Origin of the sequence: Maribellus sp. CM-23, assembly GCF_021354595.1 — a bacterium.
Taxonomy (GTDB): Bacteria; Bacteroidota; Bacteroidia; order Bacteroidales; family Prolixibacteraceae; genus Draconibacterium.
The window spans coordinates 321,900-340,769 of record NZ_JADWYJ010000006.1; the positions used below are offsets into that span (position 1 = coordinate 321,900).

Consider the following 18,870-nt stretch of genomic DNA (forward strand, 5'->3'; position numbering starts at 1 on the left):
TTTGAACTAAAAGAATAACACCAGGTAGTACAGAAAAACAATAATTATTTTATTTGAAAGGTATTTAGAGAATGAGGCCGCAGGGAGACATTTAGAAATTGCTTGCCGAGTTTCACTGTTACCTCCTTGTTTTCGTCGCTAAAGTTTCCGGTAAAAACAACATACTGACCCTCCGGATTTTTCACCACCATTACCGGTAGTTTATCTTCTTTTCCGTTTTTAAAAGCCACTACTTTGCTGTCCGGTGCGAGGTAGTGCGTATAATGTTTTACCGCAAAATACTCGGGCGTATAGGTGGTGGTCTTTGCTTTCGAATCTACACGGATCAGGGCATTCTGTTTCCATCCCCAACCACTCACTCCATCATCTGCCAGAATAGCGTTCCAGAAAGTATATTCCTCACAACCGTTTCCAAGGTAGTGATTGATCAGGTTAAAGGTATGTTCGGCTGCTCCCCAGTCGAATGCCCCCCATCCGCATTCGCTCTCGGTTTGAACATATTTATAATTCGGATATTTCTCACGAAGACGAGGAAGAATCTGGCCTCCCTCCCACTGGAAACCGACACCTTTAAAAGTTTCCGGCATTCGGGGGGCAGACAAAACCTCGTCGATCACTTCGTAATGATTGGTATTGATTGTTCCGAAGTAAAGATCTACTTCAGGGTGTTGTTCTTTTAAAGCAGGAGCTAAATACTCAGCGTTAAAGCGGATAATTCCTTCCGGTGTCCAGGCGCATCCCGGGTAAGGCGTGTAGCTCCAGGGTTCGTTCTGAAACATCACCATATTGATGGGAATACCTTCTTTGTCGTACGCCGAAATAAACTTACAGAAGTAATTGGCGTAAGTTTCCAGGTAACGCGGATCCTGGATAAAATAATCGTTTACAGCCAATTTCCCCGGAAATAAACCGTCGTATGTTTTTTCGATGTCTTCGAAAAGCAAGTAATCCAGTTTGGGATCCAACTTATTATGTTCGGCATTACTCACCACCGAATAATAGTGGTTGATTTTCATCCACGAAGGTGGCGACCAGGGTGAAATCCAGAAAGAGAGATCCGGATTGTAGTGCTGCGCTGCCTTTATGAATGGAATCAAAGTTGTTTTATCCCGGTCGATATTAAAATATTTAAGCTCAAAATCGCCACTTATCTCATCGCAACTGTACCAGTCGCGGGCGTAGTCGTTGCCATTCATCGAAAAACGGCCCATCGTAAAACGCAAGTCGCCTTCCGGAGAGAACAAATCGCTTAAAATATTCTCCTGTTCCTTCCGGGGAAGCATATTCAAAGCATCCCATCCCCGCTCGTTAAAACAGGTGCCCCAGGCTTTAAAAGTTACAATGTTTTCATCTCCTTCAATTTTCAGAACAGGATCTATTCGTGCACTTTTCTCTAGTTTTGTTTTGGATTGTTCCCACACTTTTCCTTCTGTGCTTGCGGTCCAATCCACCTGCTGTGCACTTACCGTTGTAGTAAATACCTTTATAATAAATAGTAGCGAAGCAGTTCTCTTTTTCATTTTAATCATTTTTTTAATCCAGGGTTCGTTCAGATAAAGCATGAAGTTCCCTGTACCTATGGTTTTTACCTGGTAAATTGCTGTTATTAGACCAAAAAGCGCAAGCAGAAACTGCCTGCGCTTTTTTATATCAATTAAAAAAAGAAAGTTTATCGCACAAACAAATGGATATTGTCAAATGCTGTCCAACCGTTGTTTAGCCAACCAGCATTACCGGTTGCATTTGCTTTGAGTTCAATTCCCAAACGCGCGCCAACCGATTCTTCAGTAGCGGGTGCCATCAGTTCCAAACCATTACCCAGTGTGGCAAACGTTTTTGTAGCAAGTACATTTCTGGCTCCATCGCCTGAGTTGTAATACAATGTGACGACAAAATTATCACCACCCGACCAGGCATCCCACACATCCAGTGTTACTCTGAATGTTTCACCGGAAACGATCACATGATCAGTGAGGTTAAATACGGAAGCTTCTTTGTTCCATAAATACCCCCAAAAGTTTCCGTTACCATCCGGACCATCTATACCAGAATCGTTGGCTTGCTCATCGCTGTCCCAGCCAGGTATGGGGCCCCAGGTAGGTATTTTAACGGTTCCCGGAAGTTGGAAATCTGCGTTCTCAACAGCAATAATCCCTTCTGCGGCACTGATCGTTTTTGTAAACGTGCCGGGTATCGATCCCTCCAGGCCAGTGGCAGTCAGCGAAACAGTGTATTCGCCGGTTTCGGCATAAACGTGTACCGGATTTTCTTCTGTCGATGTTTCACCATCACCAAAGTCCCAGCTATACGAAACGCCATATGTAGTCGAATTGGTAAATGACACTGTCAGGTATTTTGCCACATAAGTAAACTGTGCTACCGGGCTATCAACCACTGTAACCGACTTGGTAATAACTGCCGGAGAAGAGCCACTTTCTCCTAATACCGTTAAAACCACCGGGTAAGTTCCGCCAGCTTCGTATGTGTGTACGGGACGCAATGAAGTGGAGGTTTCCCCATCTCCAAAGTCCCATGTTACAGCAATAGCATCGGCTCCTGAGGCGGCAAAAGTAACCGCCAGGGTATTGTCTGAATTTACCGAAAAAGTAAAGTCTCCGGTAGGGTCAAGCGGGTCTTCAGTACAGGCTACAAAGAATGAGAGAAGCAATGTGGCCGCTAATAACCTCCAATTGTATACTTTAAAATGTTTCATTTTCATTCATTTAAAAGATTAAATCTACTTCGCAAATAATTGAACATTATCAAAGCCTGTCCAACCATTGTTTCCCCAACCTGTGTTTCCAATCGCTTTGGCTTTAAACTCAACTCCCAGGCGGGCACCAACCGAACCTTCGGTAGCAGGAGCTATCAACTCCAGCCCATTACCAAGTGTGGCAAAAGTTTTGGTAGCAATTATATTTCTGGCTCCATTGCCTGTATCGTAATACAGTGTAGCAACAAAATTATCACCTCCAAAATAAGCATCCCACGCATCAAAGGTGAGTTTAAATTGTTCTCCGTCCAGAATTATATGATCAGTAAGTTGATATACCGAACCTTCCTGATTCCAACAATACCCCCAATAATTTCCGTTACTGTCCGGACCATCTATACCAGAGTCGGTCGTTTCCGAGTCACAAGTCCAGCCAGGTGCCAAATCCCAGGTCGTAATCTTTCCGGTTCCCGGAAGCTGAAAATCACCGTTTTCAATAGCTACCGGCACATACCCAACATTTACATCATGTGACACAACAACCGGAATTGTTCCTTCGGCTCCCAGGGCCGTTAAGGTAATGGTATAGTCCCCACCCTGGGCATAGGTATGCGTTGGATTCTCTTCAGTTGAAGTTTCACCGTCACCAAAATTCCACATAAAAGATTCCACATATTTTGAAGTGGCTGTGAATGTAACATCCCTGCCGTTTACAACTGATGTAAAATCGGCGGTTGGATTTTTGGGTCCATTCGGATCGCCTTGCAATTCCTGCACCTGGGTATAATAAAACTCGTTCGATCTGTCGGAACGAACGCCGACACGTGCAAAATAGTAGGTTTCACTATCCAGACTTTGGGGTAAAGTTGCAATCAGCGTAACCTTTTGTCCTGAGATTATGGTTGTGTTATCAGCTTTTAATGCAAAATCTTTTTGATTTTCATCTACAAGGATATTTTTGCTGAGATACAACTTTACATCTTTCAGTGCCGTGGAAGGATCTACCTGGTTGACCACGAACTCAGCAACAACAGCATTTCCTTTTACCTCGAAAGTTTCATCATTGATCGTAAAAAACGGTTTTACTTCAATATCTTTTTGGGTATCTCCCTTAACATTGATCACGATTGTGTCGGCCGCTTGAGTTTCCCAGGGAGCACCGGCCAGACGAACCAGCTTATACTCGCCATTAAACAAACGTGCCGTGTAAGTACCGTCTTGAGCAATGTGTACTGCAATTTTTTCATTTAGTGCATAACCATCCTGCCACAGTTCAAACTGAGTTCCGTTTGTTCGAACACCAACAGGTTTCCCGTTGTACGTCACGGTACCGCTAAGCATAGCAGCGGGCGCATCGTAGTTATCAATTTCGCAGCTCGTAAAAACGATACTTATGACAGCTGCAAACAGTATTATTATTTTTTTCATTTGTTGACTTTTTTAATGTTCAGAAACAATCGTTTTATTCTAATGAAACGGATTCTTAACCAGTTTTGGGTTATTGTTCAATGCTCCTTGGTCGATCGAAGAATAGTAATTGGCCATTCTGAAGAAGCGGGCTTGACGAAAACGTATGGGCTGAATCCTTTCAAAGATGTATTTCCCATTGTCCGGATGTCCTTCCCTTAAAATTTGATAAGGATACAATCCTTGTACAATGGCCTCCGGATTGCCTTGTTCTCCGTTCCATACCTCGTCTGCAATTCTCCAGCGCTTCATGTCGAAATAACGGTGATCTTCAAAAGCCAGTTCTACACGGCGTTCGTTCCGGATAATATCGTTGGTAAGCGTTGCCACGCTGTTTGCCGGGAATCCTCCGTGTTTTTGTCTTAATTCGTTGATGTAACCCACAGCATTTGCATTTCCTAACTCAAAAGCTGCTTCTGCCGCATTCAGGTATATTTCACCTAAACGGAACCAGGGCCACCAGTTTTCACCAAGTGTTGGGCGAATACCGGCATCCGGATCTTCAGATACAAGTTTCCGCAGATAGAAACCAGTATTACTTACAAACATAGCATCATTCAAAGGTCCGTCAAAACCAGTCAACTTGCTTCCATTAGCCTGTGTACTTCCCAGCCCTCCTGTTTTGAAGTCGTATCCCGAGCCGTTCCACTCCGCTACACCAGCTTGTATGTCAACATCTTTTGAACGAAACTGGCTGCCGGCATAAATAACCGTTGCACCAAAACGTTTGTCTTTATTGGCAAAAATGCTATTGATATTGCTGTATACGATGTAGTTACCGTTTGCGTCTTTGTCTTTTAATTTTCCATTGCTTCCGTCGAGGTAATTAAAACTTTCAACTAAACCCAGCGAAGGAGACACCATGGAAGAACCTTCAATATCGGTACGAAGACTCCGTACGACATTATCATAAGTGAAAAAATTCAGTTTCTCGGCATCTCTTGAATAGTCTTTAGCGAAGATGATTTCGGAAGAAGATTTATCTGTAAACAATTTGTAGAAATCGTCATCGAGACTGTACCTGGAGCTTTCAATAATCTCAGATGAAGCATCTAAGGACTTTTGATAATATTCATTCGCTCTGCCTGCGGGCATACCGACTTCACCTTTGGTTAACGTAATGGGAGACCCCATTAAATTATTATACTTCGCCAAAGAACCGGCATAAAGCATAGAACGACTCTGCAGTGCCAACGCAATGTATTTGTTTCCCCGGGTATTACTGTTTTCAGTATTTGGAAAATTGTTTTTTATTTCCTGAATTTCATCGTAGATAAAATCGTAAACTTCTTCCTCTCTAGCCCGCGGAACCTGTAACGAATCAACGTTACCGCCACCCGAGTAAATCAACTGCTGGGTAATGATCGGCACACCGCCCATGCGTTTTACCAGGTTGAAATAAACCAAAGCTCTTATCAGTCTTAATTCTGCATTATACTGCAGGATTTCTTCTTCTGAAAGCGTGGAATACTTCTCCAGGTTTTCAATTGCCAAATTAATATCGCGGATAAAACCATAATCCCAATATCTTCCGTAATCGTCACCATAGGTGAAATCATTCAGCCAATTGGCGTCGTTGTGTCCCGACCACATGGCATCATCTATCTGACAGTCAGCCTGCGTATTGAATACATCGCCGGGTATCCTGTCGTAATAGTTCGACAACAAACTCAGGATTAAGCCAGGATCACTCCACAGCTGATCGTCGTTGATGCGGTTTTTCGGTTGTCTTTCCAACCAGGCATCATTATCGCAACTCACCAGCATTGCAAGGGTTGCCGAAACAACCATTAGTAATAATATTTTAGTTTTCATCATTGTTATCTGAAGTTTAGAAAGTTAAATTGAAACCAACCATTATTGTCCGTTGCTGCGGATATACCACGGCGGCATTCGCCTGAATTTCCGGGTCTATCCCGAATTTCCGAACATTGTCGATGGAAAATAAATTCGATCCGCTGACGTAAACGCGGGCGTTAGAGATTCCGCTCTTTCCAAGCAGTGATTTAGGTAAATTATAGCCGAATTCAGCATTTTTCAGTCTCAGAAAACGAACGTCGTGTAACCAAAAATCAGAATTTCTGCCGTTGTTCATACTTGTGTTGTTCCGTATTGCCGGATATCTGCCCGGGATCCACTCGCTATCCGGATCGTAAGGATCGGCGCGGTGCCATCTGTCAGTAAGCAGGTAAGCCGGTGTGTTTCCTCCCGCATGGAAAGGATTTCTCAATTCATAATTCTGAAACCACGACTGCATTCCGGCTCCGGCAAAGTCCAGGTTTAAATCAAAGTTTTTCCACTGCAATCCAATGTTACCTCCAAAGCTTAACATCGGAGCCCATCCGTCGGGATATCCAATCGGGCCTTCGTCCAACCAGTTGATAACCCCGTCATTATTCACATCTTTATAAATAATATCGCCCGGAAGTTGTGTCCTGTTGTTTTGTCCGTCGTTGTCAATCGGGTAATTTCTGATCTCGTCAACCGACTGGAATTGGCCGATGGCCTCGTATCCCCACCAAATGCCTCCCCAACGATCTTCGCTCGAGTAGCGCCATTCGTTGTAAGAGTTTCCAAACCGGGGCTTGTACGTCTCCACATACCTGAATCTTGAGTAGGTTATATTCGCACTCAGGTTGTATCTTAAATCACCCACCTGGCTCTTATAAGTTATCATCCCCTCGGCTCCGCGGTACTCGTTTTTATTCAGGTTTTCGTTGGGTAAGCTATAGCCAACTTCGTTGGGAATAAGAACATCGTAGCGACCAGCCGGAATTCCGGAGATTACTTTTCTGAATACATCAGCGGTTAAGGTAAGCTTGTTTTTCAGGAAGGCAGCATCGATCCCGGCATCGTACATGGTGTGTTTTTCCCACGAAAGATTGGTTACCGGAAGCCCTTGTGGCTGCATACCTGTTACATATTCTCCATCCAAAACAGAACCCGGCACAACGGTATTGTTGTCAAAGCGTCCGAAACTGTACCCGGGAAGATACCCAAATACTCCAACTCCGGCCTCCTGCCCTGTTTGACCTACGGAAACCCTGAATTTAAGATCGTTTACAGTGCCTTTCAATTTCTCGAAGAATCCTTCATCCGAGATTCTCCATCCGGCCGATACTCCAGGGAAAAATCCCCAACGATGTCCGGGAGCATACAGGTAAGAAGCGTCGTAGCGGCCAAGTACCTGCAATAAATATTTGTCTTTATAAGAATAGTCGATTCGCCCCAGGTAGCCAGCTCTGGCCTGGTAAGTCCATTCGTCGCCATAGCCGGTTAAAATTGCCAAGCTATTTAGCGGAATGTAATCGTTTGTTGGAGCGGCTGCAAGCCATGTTAAATCCCTGTTCCAATCACTTCTCTCGTACCCAAATACAGCCGATAAATTATGATTTTCAGCAAATGTTTTAGCGTAATTCAGCTGAAACTGGTGATAGTGGGACATCGATTCGATTTTCGTTTGAAATCTCCATCTGGCACTTTGTCCGCCCGTTCTGTTATAGGTGTCACTCGCTTCGTCGTGAGTAAACAAGTCGTAGGTGTATTGAAATCCGTCGAATAATACATTCGTATAGTTTTGCGAATAGGTGTACTTTGCCGACAGACCAAAATCAAATTTATATTCAGCAAACAGATTGACGTTTACAGCCTTTGTATAAGTATCCTTGTATCCTGCAATATCACGCGAAAAAAGAGCCGGGTTTAAGTCAGGCCTGTTGGGGGTGTTGTTAATGTATTCCGGATTATCATGTGCATAAGGCCCCACAGTAGGACGATTGGCAAAAACCGCTAATAATGAAGAAAAATATCCGTCGCCACCTTGCAAGCCCACATCACGCGTATCTTCCAGTTTTAAAGATGTTTGTGTTCCGAGCGTAAGGCCTTTTAAAATATTGCTCGACAAGTTAACCTGGAAGTTGGTTCTTTCATAGTCGAAATCTTTCATTAATGCTTCCTGCCCCACCCTGGAGAGCGACATGTAATATTTAGAGCGTTTGGTTCCGCCATTCACGTTCGCATTCAGGTTGTACTGTGGAACATTTTTTCGCATAACCAGGTCGTAGTAGTCATAGCTTTTATAGCCTAACTGATTACCGGCTTCCCATTTTGCAAGTTCTTCTTTTGTATAGATCGTACTGGGATCAATTCCGGCATTTTGTGCAGCTTCTACCTGGCCGTGTATGTACTGACCGGCATTGGCTAGTTCGGGGAAGCGGGTCAGGTTTTGCCAACCGTAGTAACCATTGATGTTAACGGTTACTTTATCCGCTTCTTTTCCTTTTTTGGTTGTAATCAGCACAACACCATTTGCTGCACGTAAACCGTATATTGCTGCTGCTGCATCTTTCAGGATAGAAATACTTTCTATATCCTCCAAGCTCAGGGAGTTGAATACGTCGTTTCCTGAAATGCGGGATACTCCCAGCCAGTCTCTGCTGGCATCGCCACCGTATGGGATTCCGTCAACCACATACAATGGGTTTCCCATGTTACGGATTTCAAGGTCGATTCCCCTCCCCGGGCGTGCATCTTTGGCCCTGGTTGACAAACCTGCCATTTTACCACTAAGAGCACCTGCTGTTGTTGTAGAAGACGATCTTGTCAACTCTTCAGCATTAACGCTACTTACAGCGGTTGTTACTTTCCTCTTTGATTTTGTACCATAACCAATGGCAACCACCTCTTCGAGGCCTATATTTTCCTGAACCAGGGTCACATTAACGGTAACCTGATTACCAACCGTAATCTCTTGTGCTTTCATCCCAATAAATGAAAACTGCAGAATATCGCTGCCAGAAACGTTTGACAACATATATTTTCCATCGGTATCAGTAATTGTTCCGTTAGTGGTTCCCTTCACCATTACTGTTACTCCGGGAAGTGGCTCAGCCGACTCATCGGTTACCGTTCCTGAAACCGATTTTTGCTGTCCTGATGCAGTTAGTCCTATAAGGGAAAATAAAGCCAGGAAAACAGTTAGCTTTATAACCTTAAACATTCTTCGAACACATGGACTTAGTCCATGAACACATCGATTTTTTTTCATAATTTTGAATAGTTTTATAAGTGATTCCAATTATTTATTTGACGAATTAAAAGAAGTGGGAAAGTCGAGTTCTTGCTTCTTTTTTTTGCCGGTATCCGGCATGAAGATCATTCATAGGCATCATAATTTAGTTTGAATAGTTTTATTGTTTTAGCCAAATCTCATTTTGGACATTACGAAAATAGATGCAGAGAAACAATTCGTGAATCTGAAATCCGTCAAGAAAGGTCTCAAATTCGTAATCGCTGTATTTATGCTGCTTTTCATTCGTTTGTATTTTTATTTTCTATTGCAAGCCTGTTTTGGGGGCTATTCTTTTTGTTCCGACGAGCCTCTGATAACTAACCATGCATGACCGAATATTCCCGCTCCTGAGGGATGTGTTTCTTTGGTTTGTTTTGAAGAATCGATTCGAATGGCAACAACATTTCTTTCTGAGGCATTAAGATAAGGACTAATATTGGCTTGAAAAGCATTTTTCTCTTTGTGTGTATTGGAAACAACCTTCTCATTTACCCTTATTTCATATCCTTCAGATATTCCTTCAAAATAGAGGGTTATATTCTTGTTTATCCAGTTCGAAGGAATTTTGAAATGTTTCCGGTACCAGCCAATTTGTGTGTTTGGTGAATCTTTAGCCCAATTGTACGGCAAATCAATACTGTCCCAGTCCTGATCATTGAAATCCGGTTGAAAGGCAGAAAGATCGTCAGTGTTATTGAACTTCCAGTTTAAATCAAAGAGTTGCCTGCTGATAATTTTATCATCTTTTACATTGCAATTCAATAAATTGCCGATGATCAAAAGACAGGTTATTACATATATTCTTTTCCTGATTCTCATAGTGTTAGTTCCAGTGTTTTGTATTATTCAATTTTCCTTTCTGGTTGTAATAAAAGCCAGTTTGGCAAAAAAATCTTCAAACATTAAGCGTACATCCAGATTATAGTATACTCTGATACTCCTGCCCGCCTCGTTTTCGACAAACAAACCAGAGTCTGTTACCAACGGAGCCGGATGAATTTTGTATTTGCTCGATGAAGGATCGGACTCCCACGAAGACTGTAAAGCCGTGAGAAGTACTAGAGGACTATCGCCCAAAACATAGGCTTCGCCCAAGTTACGGTTAGCCCTTTTCATTAAATCTTCCAACCTGCCAACCAGGTATTCGCCGGTAGGTCCCTGTTTTTTTACTTTAACCAAAAGCTCGGAATAAGAAGTCAATGCCTGTCGGTAGGCATCGCGTGGAACCTGCCACACCTGTATTTGTGATTGGTTGAATACCACCTGACAAGCCTTTACATCAATTCCGGTATTGTACTCCCATTCTTTTGAAGCTCCGGGAGGAGGCCATGCCAGTCCTTCGTATTCGGGTCCTCCAATCCAGATCAGGATAATCCGCCCGGCAATCCGTGGTTCCATTAAATAAGCACTTGCGATGTTGCTTAAACCTGCGCCGCATACCACATACAGTGGTTTTTGTGTGTCTTCTCTCATGGCTTCCTTTACAATGGCCATGGCTCCTTCCGATTTTACCGGGCTTGCCAAATCTACCAATCGGATATCGGCTCCCGGAGATACAACATAGCTGTCTTTCAAATTCATTACTGACAGCAGTTCCGTAGCCATTTTGCAGGAATAGGCTGTAGATCCCGGATATCCGTAAAATCCATCCTCGTACTGTTTGGAACCAATGATTTCGCGTATTTCTACCGTTGGAGACAAAAGATGATGAGCCAATTGGAACAAGCCGTCCGGATCTCCGCCAAAATCGTTGTCGATTATTACACGGACTCTGTCATCTATGTATTCTTTGTATTGCGTCAGATCATTCTGTGCATGGGTACCGAAAGTCATCCACCCAAAGAATACCAGAAAGGTTATTTTGATTAACTCAACCATTATTTATTGTATTATGCTTTTTCATTACAGCCCAAACAGGTATTGCAACGACGGTATGGCTGCACGATCGGTGATAAATCTTTTTGCCGCTGTTCATTATTTTTTCAATCTGCTTTGTAATATTCAATACTTCAACATCTTGCAAGGGTAAAACTACTTTCATTTATACTGAAACAGTGTCTGTGATTCGTCATTCATAAAGCAGAAATCAGTCAATCGCTCTGTGAATGGGTTTTAGGAAAAATAGCTTAGAAGAATTTGATTAAATTTACACTTGACCAAGCCAGTAAAAAGCTTAAACTATGAATTATTTTATACGATTAAATCTGACTCTTTTGCTGTTTTTCGGAACTCTGATAAACTCGTTTGCCATAAAAATTGAGAAATTAGGTATTGAAAGAGGACTGTCGAATAATAATGTGGTAAGCATTACCCAAGACCGCGACGGATTTATTTGGGTATGTACGAAAGACGGGCTTAACAGATTCGACTCAAACACATTTCGGATTTTTAAAACATCAGATTCAGATACAAACTCGATTTGCAGCAATGTATTGAACTTTGTTTATGCCGATAAATTTGACGATGTGGTTTGGATCGCCTCCGAAAAAAACGGTATTGATGCATACAATTATAAAACACATGTTTTTACACACTACGAACACGATTATGAAAACCCGGAGAAAAATGATCTGAGTGCCAACGGTGTTACGCACATCGACAGCGATGAAGAAGGAAATATGTGGTTTGCTACTTACGACGGCGGAATTGATTTTTTAGACCGAAAAACACATAAGTTCACCAATTACAATCAATCCAATGTACCGGGACTGGCTTCCAATTACAATTGGTGTGTAATGTATGATTCGAACGAAAAAATATATGTGGGACATGTTAACGACGGATTTAGTATTATCAACCTGAAAACAAAAACTGCGGTTAATTACAGGCACGATCCCAACAATCCCTCGTCGCTTTCGGACAACACGGTAACAAGTATTTTTAAAGATTCCAAAGATCGCATATGGATTGGAACCCGTAATGGATTAACCTTGTTTAATCCGATAAGCGAGCGGATGATCAACTTCAGAAACAACCCGGAAAAAGATTATTCTCTTTCGGGTAATTTCATTCAAAAAGTAACTGAGACAAAAGACCATAAACTATATATTGGTACCGAAGGAGGAGGATTAAATATTTTGGATCTGAATAGTTTTTCCTTTGATACAAAGCCTTCAGAAACACGGTTTGAACATATTATGGCTTCCGAAACGCCTGAAGGATTGTCGGGGCTTTCCGTACAGACTGTTTTCATGGATTCTTTTGGCAATATGTGGCTTGGCGGTTTGGGTACCGGAGTCAATTTTATTTCGAGCCAGGCAAGGATCTTTAACAGCATTATCTACTTACCATACATTGGGAATACCAACAGTTTGAATGACAAATCGGTACTCAGTATGTGTGTCGATACGCAAAACCGGGTATGGATGGCAAACGGCCTGGGGGGAATTGCTATTTACCACCGTGGAGAAAAGATCAGGCAGATCGACCAAATCCATCCATCAGCCAAACGTCAGAGTTTTACAAGCTTACTCAAAGATCACAACAACGATATATGGATTGGAACAGCTGACGGCGAAATCTATATTTATGAAAACCGTTCGGAAAAATTCAGGGTATTGAACAGCTTTAAACACATGGATAATATTCCGATCTATTACTTCTACGAGGATTCGAGAGAAAATATTTGGATCGCCACCGATATAGGATTGCATGTTTATAACCAAAAGTTGGGAGAATACAGTGTGTATACGGAAGAAAATTCCGGCTTACCCGACAATGTGATCCGGGCAATATCGGAAGATGGCAACGGGAATATTTGGGTAGGAACATTAATCGGAGGCCTATGTGTTTTCGATCAAAATTTTGAACTGGTTCGGAATTATGGGCAGTCATTCGACTTTTATGCCGTCAATCAAATCTACCGCGATTCCAATAACCGGATGTGGATTGCCAGTCAAAACGATCTTTTCCTGATAAGAGACGAAACAGACGAATCGATAATGCGCATGGGAAAAATATCAGGCCTTACGCAGACAGATATTCGTGCCGTTATTGAAGGAAAATCAGAAAGTGAAATATGGATCAGCACCATCAATACGATAAGCCATATAGACCTGAATACTATGCATGTCAGCAATTTTGATGTAATCGACGGGATCGTTCAGGGAGATTATTTAAATGCTTCTGTGGCGAAAACCGAAGAGGGCAATATTTATTTTGGTTCGCAAAACGGTGTGTCGTGGTTTAACCAAATCCTGGAAAACTCAGTTGACAAAATTCCGGAGGCAGTTTTTTCAGGGTTCTCGGTAACCAATGCCAAAAATTACCTGAATGAATTTATCGACATGCCTTTTGACAATGAAATAGAACTAAAGCACAACCAAAACTCATTTCAAATAAGGTTTAATGTTTTGGATTATTCGCTGGCCCAAAAAGCAGAATTTGCCTATCAGTTGGAGGGACTTAGCGACGCCTGGTTTCTGCTTAATAAAAACGATGAAGTTACCTTCCGGAATTTAAAGCCGGGAAGCTATGCTTTTAACCTGAAAACACGACTGCAAAACCATGAATGGTCCAGTCAGATTAAATCGTTATCCATAGAAATTGCCCCACCTTTATGGTTGACCTGGTGGATGAAACTGGTTTATTTCGCTATGTTCCTGCTTCTTTTGATATACGCTCTTCGGTTTTACAAAAACAAATTAAAAATTGAGAACGATTTGATTCTGGAGAAAAAAAGCCGTCAGCAGGAATCGGAAATGAACGAAGAAAAACTTCGGTTTTTCACCAACATTACCCATGAACTGAGAAGTCCTATGACGCTAATACTTGGTCCCCTTGAAGATCTGATCTCGGATGAGACTTTTAATCCTGAACAGTCGAAGAAATTGCATATGATGCAACGGATTGCCAATCGTTTGCTGCAAACAATCAATCAGATTTTAGAGTTCAGAAAATCGGAAAACAAGAGCCGGAAACTGAGCGTAATAAAAGACGACCTGGCAAAATATATTTACGAAATTGGTGAAAAATACAAAGACCTGAACCAAAACAAAACCATTGACTACGAAATCATTGTCCCCAATCAAAAAGTCGACATGTTTTTTGACCCGGACGTGGTCTCCATTATCCTGGACAATCTTCTTTCCAATGCCAATAAATACACGCCCAAAGGCACTATTACGCTCGAACTAAAGCAATACCTGGAAGAAAACATTGAATACACTGAGATCGTAGTATCCGACACGGGTTATGGTATTCCGGAGGATGACCTGCCGCGTATTTTTGACCGGTACTATCAGGCTCAAAACGCAAGTCACCCGCTAAAAGGAACCGGAATTGGCCTGGCACTGGTTAAAAACATGGTGGAACTGCACGAGGCTGAAATAAATGTTGTTAGTGCACTGAATGAAGGAACTGTTTTTAAAGTAAGGTTTTTAACCAAAAACAGTTACCCCGAGGCGATTCATTACTACCCGGAAGAAACTCCGATCGAAGAAACAGAAGAAAACGCCAAAAGTGTTATTCTGGTGGTGGATGATGATCCGGAAATTATTGAATACATCAACGATTCATTGAGTGATACCTACACAATAATTGCCTCGGAAAACGGAAAAATTGGTTTTGAAACGGCCTGTAAAGAAGTTCCCGATATTGTGATTACAGATATTATGATGCCCATAATGGATGGCATTGAAATGTGCAGGCAAATGAAACAGGATATAAGAACCAGCCATATTCCGGTTGTTCTGTTAACGGCCAAAGGCTCGCTGCACGATCAAAAGCTGGGGTACGATGTTGGGGCTGACTCCTATCTGACCAAGCCATTCAGCAGTAATTTGCTGAAAAGCCGTCTCAAAAACATCCTGGAGGCTCGGCAAAAATTTTCGCTGTCTAACTCTTCTGAGTTCAAACAAAAGCAAGAGCTGTTAAATGAATCGATAGGCGAACTGGACAAGGAGTTCCTAAAAAAACTTACCGGCGTAATTGAGGCAAACCTCGAAGACGAAGACATGAATATTTCGTATGTAGCGGCACAGCTAAATATGAGCCATTCTACTATGTACCGGAAAATAAAGGCGCTTACCAATTTAACGGCGAATGAGTTTATCCGAAAAGTCAGGATCAATTTTGCGGAACAACTGTTAATAACCGGTCAATACAACATTTCAGAGATTATGTACAGTATCGGAATCAATAGCAGTAGTTATTTCAGACAATGTTTTAAAGATGAATTTGGAATGACTCCGAGCGAATACCTGCAAAAACTGAAAGAAACCTAGTGCCCGACGAGTTTATGACATTCTTTGCTTAAAAACAGCCCCCTCTGTCTCTGTGGGAAAAGCCATCTTGCATGAAAATTAGAAACCAATAAATTAGAATAAAACGCGTATAACAAAAAATTACCGGAACTGAAGGATAATATGATTTATGCGCGCTTCCGGCTCTTATTTGAGGTTCAAAAAACTTAAGCAAATGAAACAAATTATCATCCTACTTATCGCTTTTTCTTTTTTGGCATGTGGCACACAAAACGAACAAATCCCGGAACGCAAACAAAATTTTAACGACAACTGGAAATTCATTCTGGGAGACGATCCAAGTGCTGATGAAACAGGTTTCAACGATGAGCAATGGCGCTCACTTGATCTACCACATGACTGGAGCATTGAGGGCAGTTTTGATGCCACGAACCCGGCAGGGAACGACGGGGCCTATTTGCCGACCGGTATAGGTTGGTACCGAAAAACATTTACAGCGCCCAAAAACTGGAAAGGCAAAATAGTAGCCTGTTATTTTGAAGGTGTATACATGAATGCAGAAGTTTTTCTAAACGGCGAAAAATTGGGGATTCAGCCGTATGGCTATACTTCCTTTGATTTTGATATCACCTCCTGCCTGAACTTTGAAGGCGAAAATGTACTCGCTGTTAAAGTGGACAATTCCAAACAAAAGAACTGCCGCTGGTACAGCGGTTCGGGGATATACCGGCATGTGTGGATGATTGTGACCGAGCCCATCCACATAGCTCACTGGGGCGTTGCCATCACCACCCCGGAAATTAGCGAAACTGAGGCAACCGTGGAAGTTAAAACGACGCTAAAAAACGAAACTTCGTCCAGCCACGAAATAACAGTTTCTACAAAAATTACCGGCGAGGATGAAACAGTAGCCGCAACCGGTGAAATAGTTGTACAATTGCTTCCAAACTCAGAGAAGGAAATCATACAAAACATATCGGTTAACAATCCTGATCTCTGGACTCCGGAAACACCTCATTTGTATAATGCTCAAATTACGCTTGTCAAAAACAATAAGATAATTGACAAAACTGATAATACTTTTGGTATTCGAAGCATTGATTTTAGTGCTGAAAACGGATTCCTTCTGAACGGTCAAAAAGTACTTATAAACGGCGGCTGCGTACATCACGACAATGGTTGTCTGGGGGCGGCAGCTTACGACCGGGCAGAAGAACGCAAAGTTGAATTATTAAAAGAAGCCGGATTCAATGCGGTGAGAGCTTCACACAATTCGCCGTCAGAGGCTTTTCTCGAAGCCTGCGACAGGTTGGGACTTTTGGTGATTGACGAGGCTTTTGATGGCTGGCGCGAAAAGAAAACCACGCTTACTGCTCTTGAACACGACTACGCCTCGTTGTTCGACACCTGGTGGGAACACGATCTTTCGGCTATGGTATTGCGCGACCGCAACCACCCTTCGGTTATTATGTGGAGCATTGGAAATGAAATTATTGAACGAACCAAACCCGAAGCAGTTGAAACAGCCCGGATGTTGGCCAATAAAGTACGCGAACTGGACCCCACGCGCCCGGTGACTTCAGCAATGACCACCTGGGGAGAAGGATGGGAAATATTTGATCCACTAATGGCCGAGCACGATGTATGTGGCTACAACTACCAGTTACACATGGCCGAATCGGATCACGAACGTGTTCCTTCACGTATTATTTTTCAGTCAGAATCTTATCCGAAAGATGCTTTTTTTGGCTGGGACCAGGTAGAAAAAAACTCCTATGTAATTGGTGATTTTGTTTGGACAGCCATCGACTACCTGGGAGAATCGGGCATTGGGCGCTGGTATTACGAAGGCGATGTTCAGGGCGAACATTGGGAAAGAGACCTTTATCCATGGCACGGATCCTATTGTGGAGACATTGATCTGACAGGCTGGAGAAAACCCATTTCACATTATCGAAGCATATTGTACAACGATACCGCGATGTTATACATGGCTGTTCGTGAGCCTGAGCTGGAAGGTTCGAAAATACATACAACCATGTGGGGTGTATGGCCAACCTGGGAAAGCTGGACATGGCCCGGACATGAAGGAAAAGCTGTCGAAGTTGAGATCTACTCGAAATATGAAAAAGTAAGGCTATATCTTAACGATGAATTGATGGGTGAAAAAAATACGGGAAGGAAAGAGGAATTCAAAGCCCTGTTTACCTTGCCTTATCAACCGGGAGAACTAAAAGTGGTTGGAGTGAAGGAGCAGCAGGAAATGGAATCTACTATTTTAAATACTGCCCAGGTAGCTTCACAAATTCGTTTAACCGCTGACAGAAACACGATTAAAGCCAGTGGGCAGGATCTTTCATTCATCACCGTAGAAGTGACAGATGCGAACGGAATAGTGCAGCCTAACGCTGATAACAGACTTTATTTTGAGATTGAAGGCCCGGGAGAGATCATCGGGGTTGCTAACGGCGACATAAAAGATACAGATTCCTACGTATCATATAACCGAAAGGCTTTTCATGGTCGTGCAATGGTAGTTGTCAAAAGCGGAAAGCAAGAGGGCACTATACTGCTGAAAGTAAATGCTGATGGCTTACGCAGTGAATCCCTCGCGCTTCAAGTCACAAATGAGTGAGCCGCAAAGGTGAGCCGGAAATGGGCTCTCCGCTATATCAAGGAGAAGCATTGCCACTTTTATTTCAGCATTAGTTGAAAACCTGGAACTCCATTTAAAGGAGAACGTGCGAATTTCGAAACCATCAACCGATTAATTAAAGATCAATTTATTATAATCGTTAAAACCACCTCCTTCGGGGGTGGTAATGTTTAATAGGCTAAGCCTTAAAATTATTAACTTCGTTACATGAGTAATTTTAAGAAATTGAATCATGTAATTTACAGGTGTACCTATCATGTAGTATGGACACAGAAGTATCGATTTTCGAGTTCTTGAAGGTCTTGTGAAAGAATTGTTAGAGAATGATATCTCAATGTTGCTCGAATGGAAATAATGCGAAAAGATTGAAATGAATATACAAAAAGATCATGTTTATTTGATTGTCAGTGTTCCTTCCAAAATATCGATTTCACAATTGGTGGGCACTTTGGAAGGCAAAAGAGCCATCAAAATTTTCAAAAGTTATCCTCAATTGCGTACAAAGCCCTATTGGGGTAATCACTTTGGGCCCAAAGGCTATTGTGTTGACACTATAGGTCTTGATGAGAACAAGATCAAGAAATACGCAAAATATCAAGAAGATCAATAACGCCTTGAAGAGCAACAGCGGCTCAACTTTGACTCGTCCTAAAAAAAGTTTACAGGTTATAACTCCAAATTTATTTGTTTTCTGTAATAGTTCTTCCATCTTTTTTTGATGGTTATTCCTTTGATGAGATGTACTTGAGTTGGAGTAAGC

General features: G+C 42.3%; 10 protein-coding genes. 3 read left to right on the top strand and 7 right to left on the bottom strand.

What is annotated here, in order from left to right:
* Positions 1 to 44 precede the first annotated feature (44 nt).
* The 7 genes from INQ51_RS20040 to INQ51_RS20075 form a co-directional block, all read right to left on the bottom strand.
* Positions 45 to 1,520, bottom strand: a complete 1,476-nt coding sequence (locus INQ51_RS20040) for a glycoside hydrolase family 30 protein (RefSeq protein WP_233379773.1) — start codon at positions 1,518 to 1,520, stop codon at positions 45 to 47.
* A gap of 149 nt (positions 1,521 to 1,669) precedes the next feature.
* Positions 1,670 to 2,713, bottom strand: coding sequence for a PKD domain-containing protein (locus INQ51_RS20045; RefSeq protein ID WP_233379774.1), 1,044 nt, complete (start codon positions 2,711 to 2,713; stop codon positions 1,670 to 1,672).
* Between the two features lie 24 nt (positions 2,714 to 2,737).
* On the bottom strand, positions 2,738 to 4,141 hold the full coding sequence (locus INQ51_RS22660) for a DUF3823 domain-containing protein (RefSeq protein ID WP_317207975.1): 1,404 nt from the start codon (positions 4,139 to 4,141) through the stop codon (positions 2,738 to 2,740).
* Between the two features lie 39 nt (positions 4,142 to 4,180).
* Entirely contained in the window at positions 4,181 to 5,998 is a 1,818-nt protein-coding gene (locus tag INQ51_RS20060) for a RagB/SusD family nutrient uptake outer membrane protein (RefSeq protein ID WP_233379775.1), read from the bottom strand.
* Positions 5,999 to 6,011: 13 nt separating this feature from the next.
* Positions 6,012 to 9,179, bottom strand: a complete 3,168-nt coding sequence (locus INQ51_RS20065) for a SusC/RagA family TonB-linked outer membrane protein (protein ID WP_233379776.1) — start codon at positions 9,177 to 9,179, stop codon at positions 6,012 to 6,014.
* Positions 9,180 to 9,536: 357 nt separating this feature from the next.
* On the bottom strand, positions 9,537 to 10,070 hold the full coding sequence (locus tag INQ51_RS20070) for a sugar-binding domain-containing protein (RefSeq protein WP_233379777.1): 534 nt from the start codon (positions 10,068 to 10,070) through the stop codon (positions 9,537 to 9,539).
* A 27-nt stretch (positions 10,071 to 10,097) separates the two neighbouring features.
* Positions 10,098 to 11,129, bottom strand: coding sequence for a nucleoside hydrolase (locus INQ51_RS20075; RefSeq protein ID WP_233379778.1), 1,032 nt, complete (start codon positions 11,127 to 11,129; stop codon positions 10,098 to 10,100).
* Positions 11,130 to 11,431: 302 nt separating this feature from the next.
* On the opposite strand from INQ51_RS20075, the gene INQ51_RS20080 reads away from it, so the two are divergent.
* From INQ51_RS20080 to tnpA, 3 genes are all read left to right on the top strand, one after another.
* Positions 11,432 to 15,475, top strand: coding sequence for a hybrid sensor histidine kinase/response regulator transcription factor (locus tag INQ51_RS20080; protein ID WP_233379779.1), 4,044 nt, complete (start codon positions 11,432 to 11,434; stop codon positions 15,473 to 15,475).
* Positions 15,476 to 15,668: 193 nt separating this feature from the next.
* Entirely contained in the window at positions 15,669 to 18,089 is a 2,421-nt protein-coding gene (locus INQ51_RS20085) for a glycoside hydrolase family 2 TIM barrel-domain containing protein (RefSeq protein ID WP_233379780.1), read from the top strand.
* Positions 18,090 to 18,480: 391 nt separating this feature from the next.
* Positions 18,481 to 18,720, top strand: a complete 240-nt coding sequence (gene tnpA / locus INQ51_RS22765; protein WP_410796520.1) for an IS200/IS605 family transposase — start codon at positions 18,481 to 18,483, stop codon at positions 18,718 to 18,720.
* Positions 18,721 to 18,870: the final 150 nt, after the last annotated feature.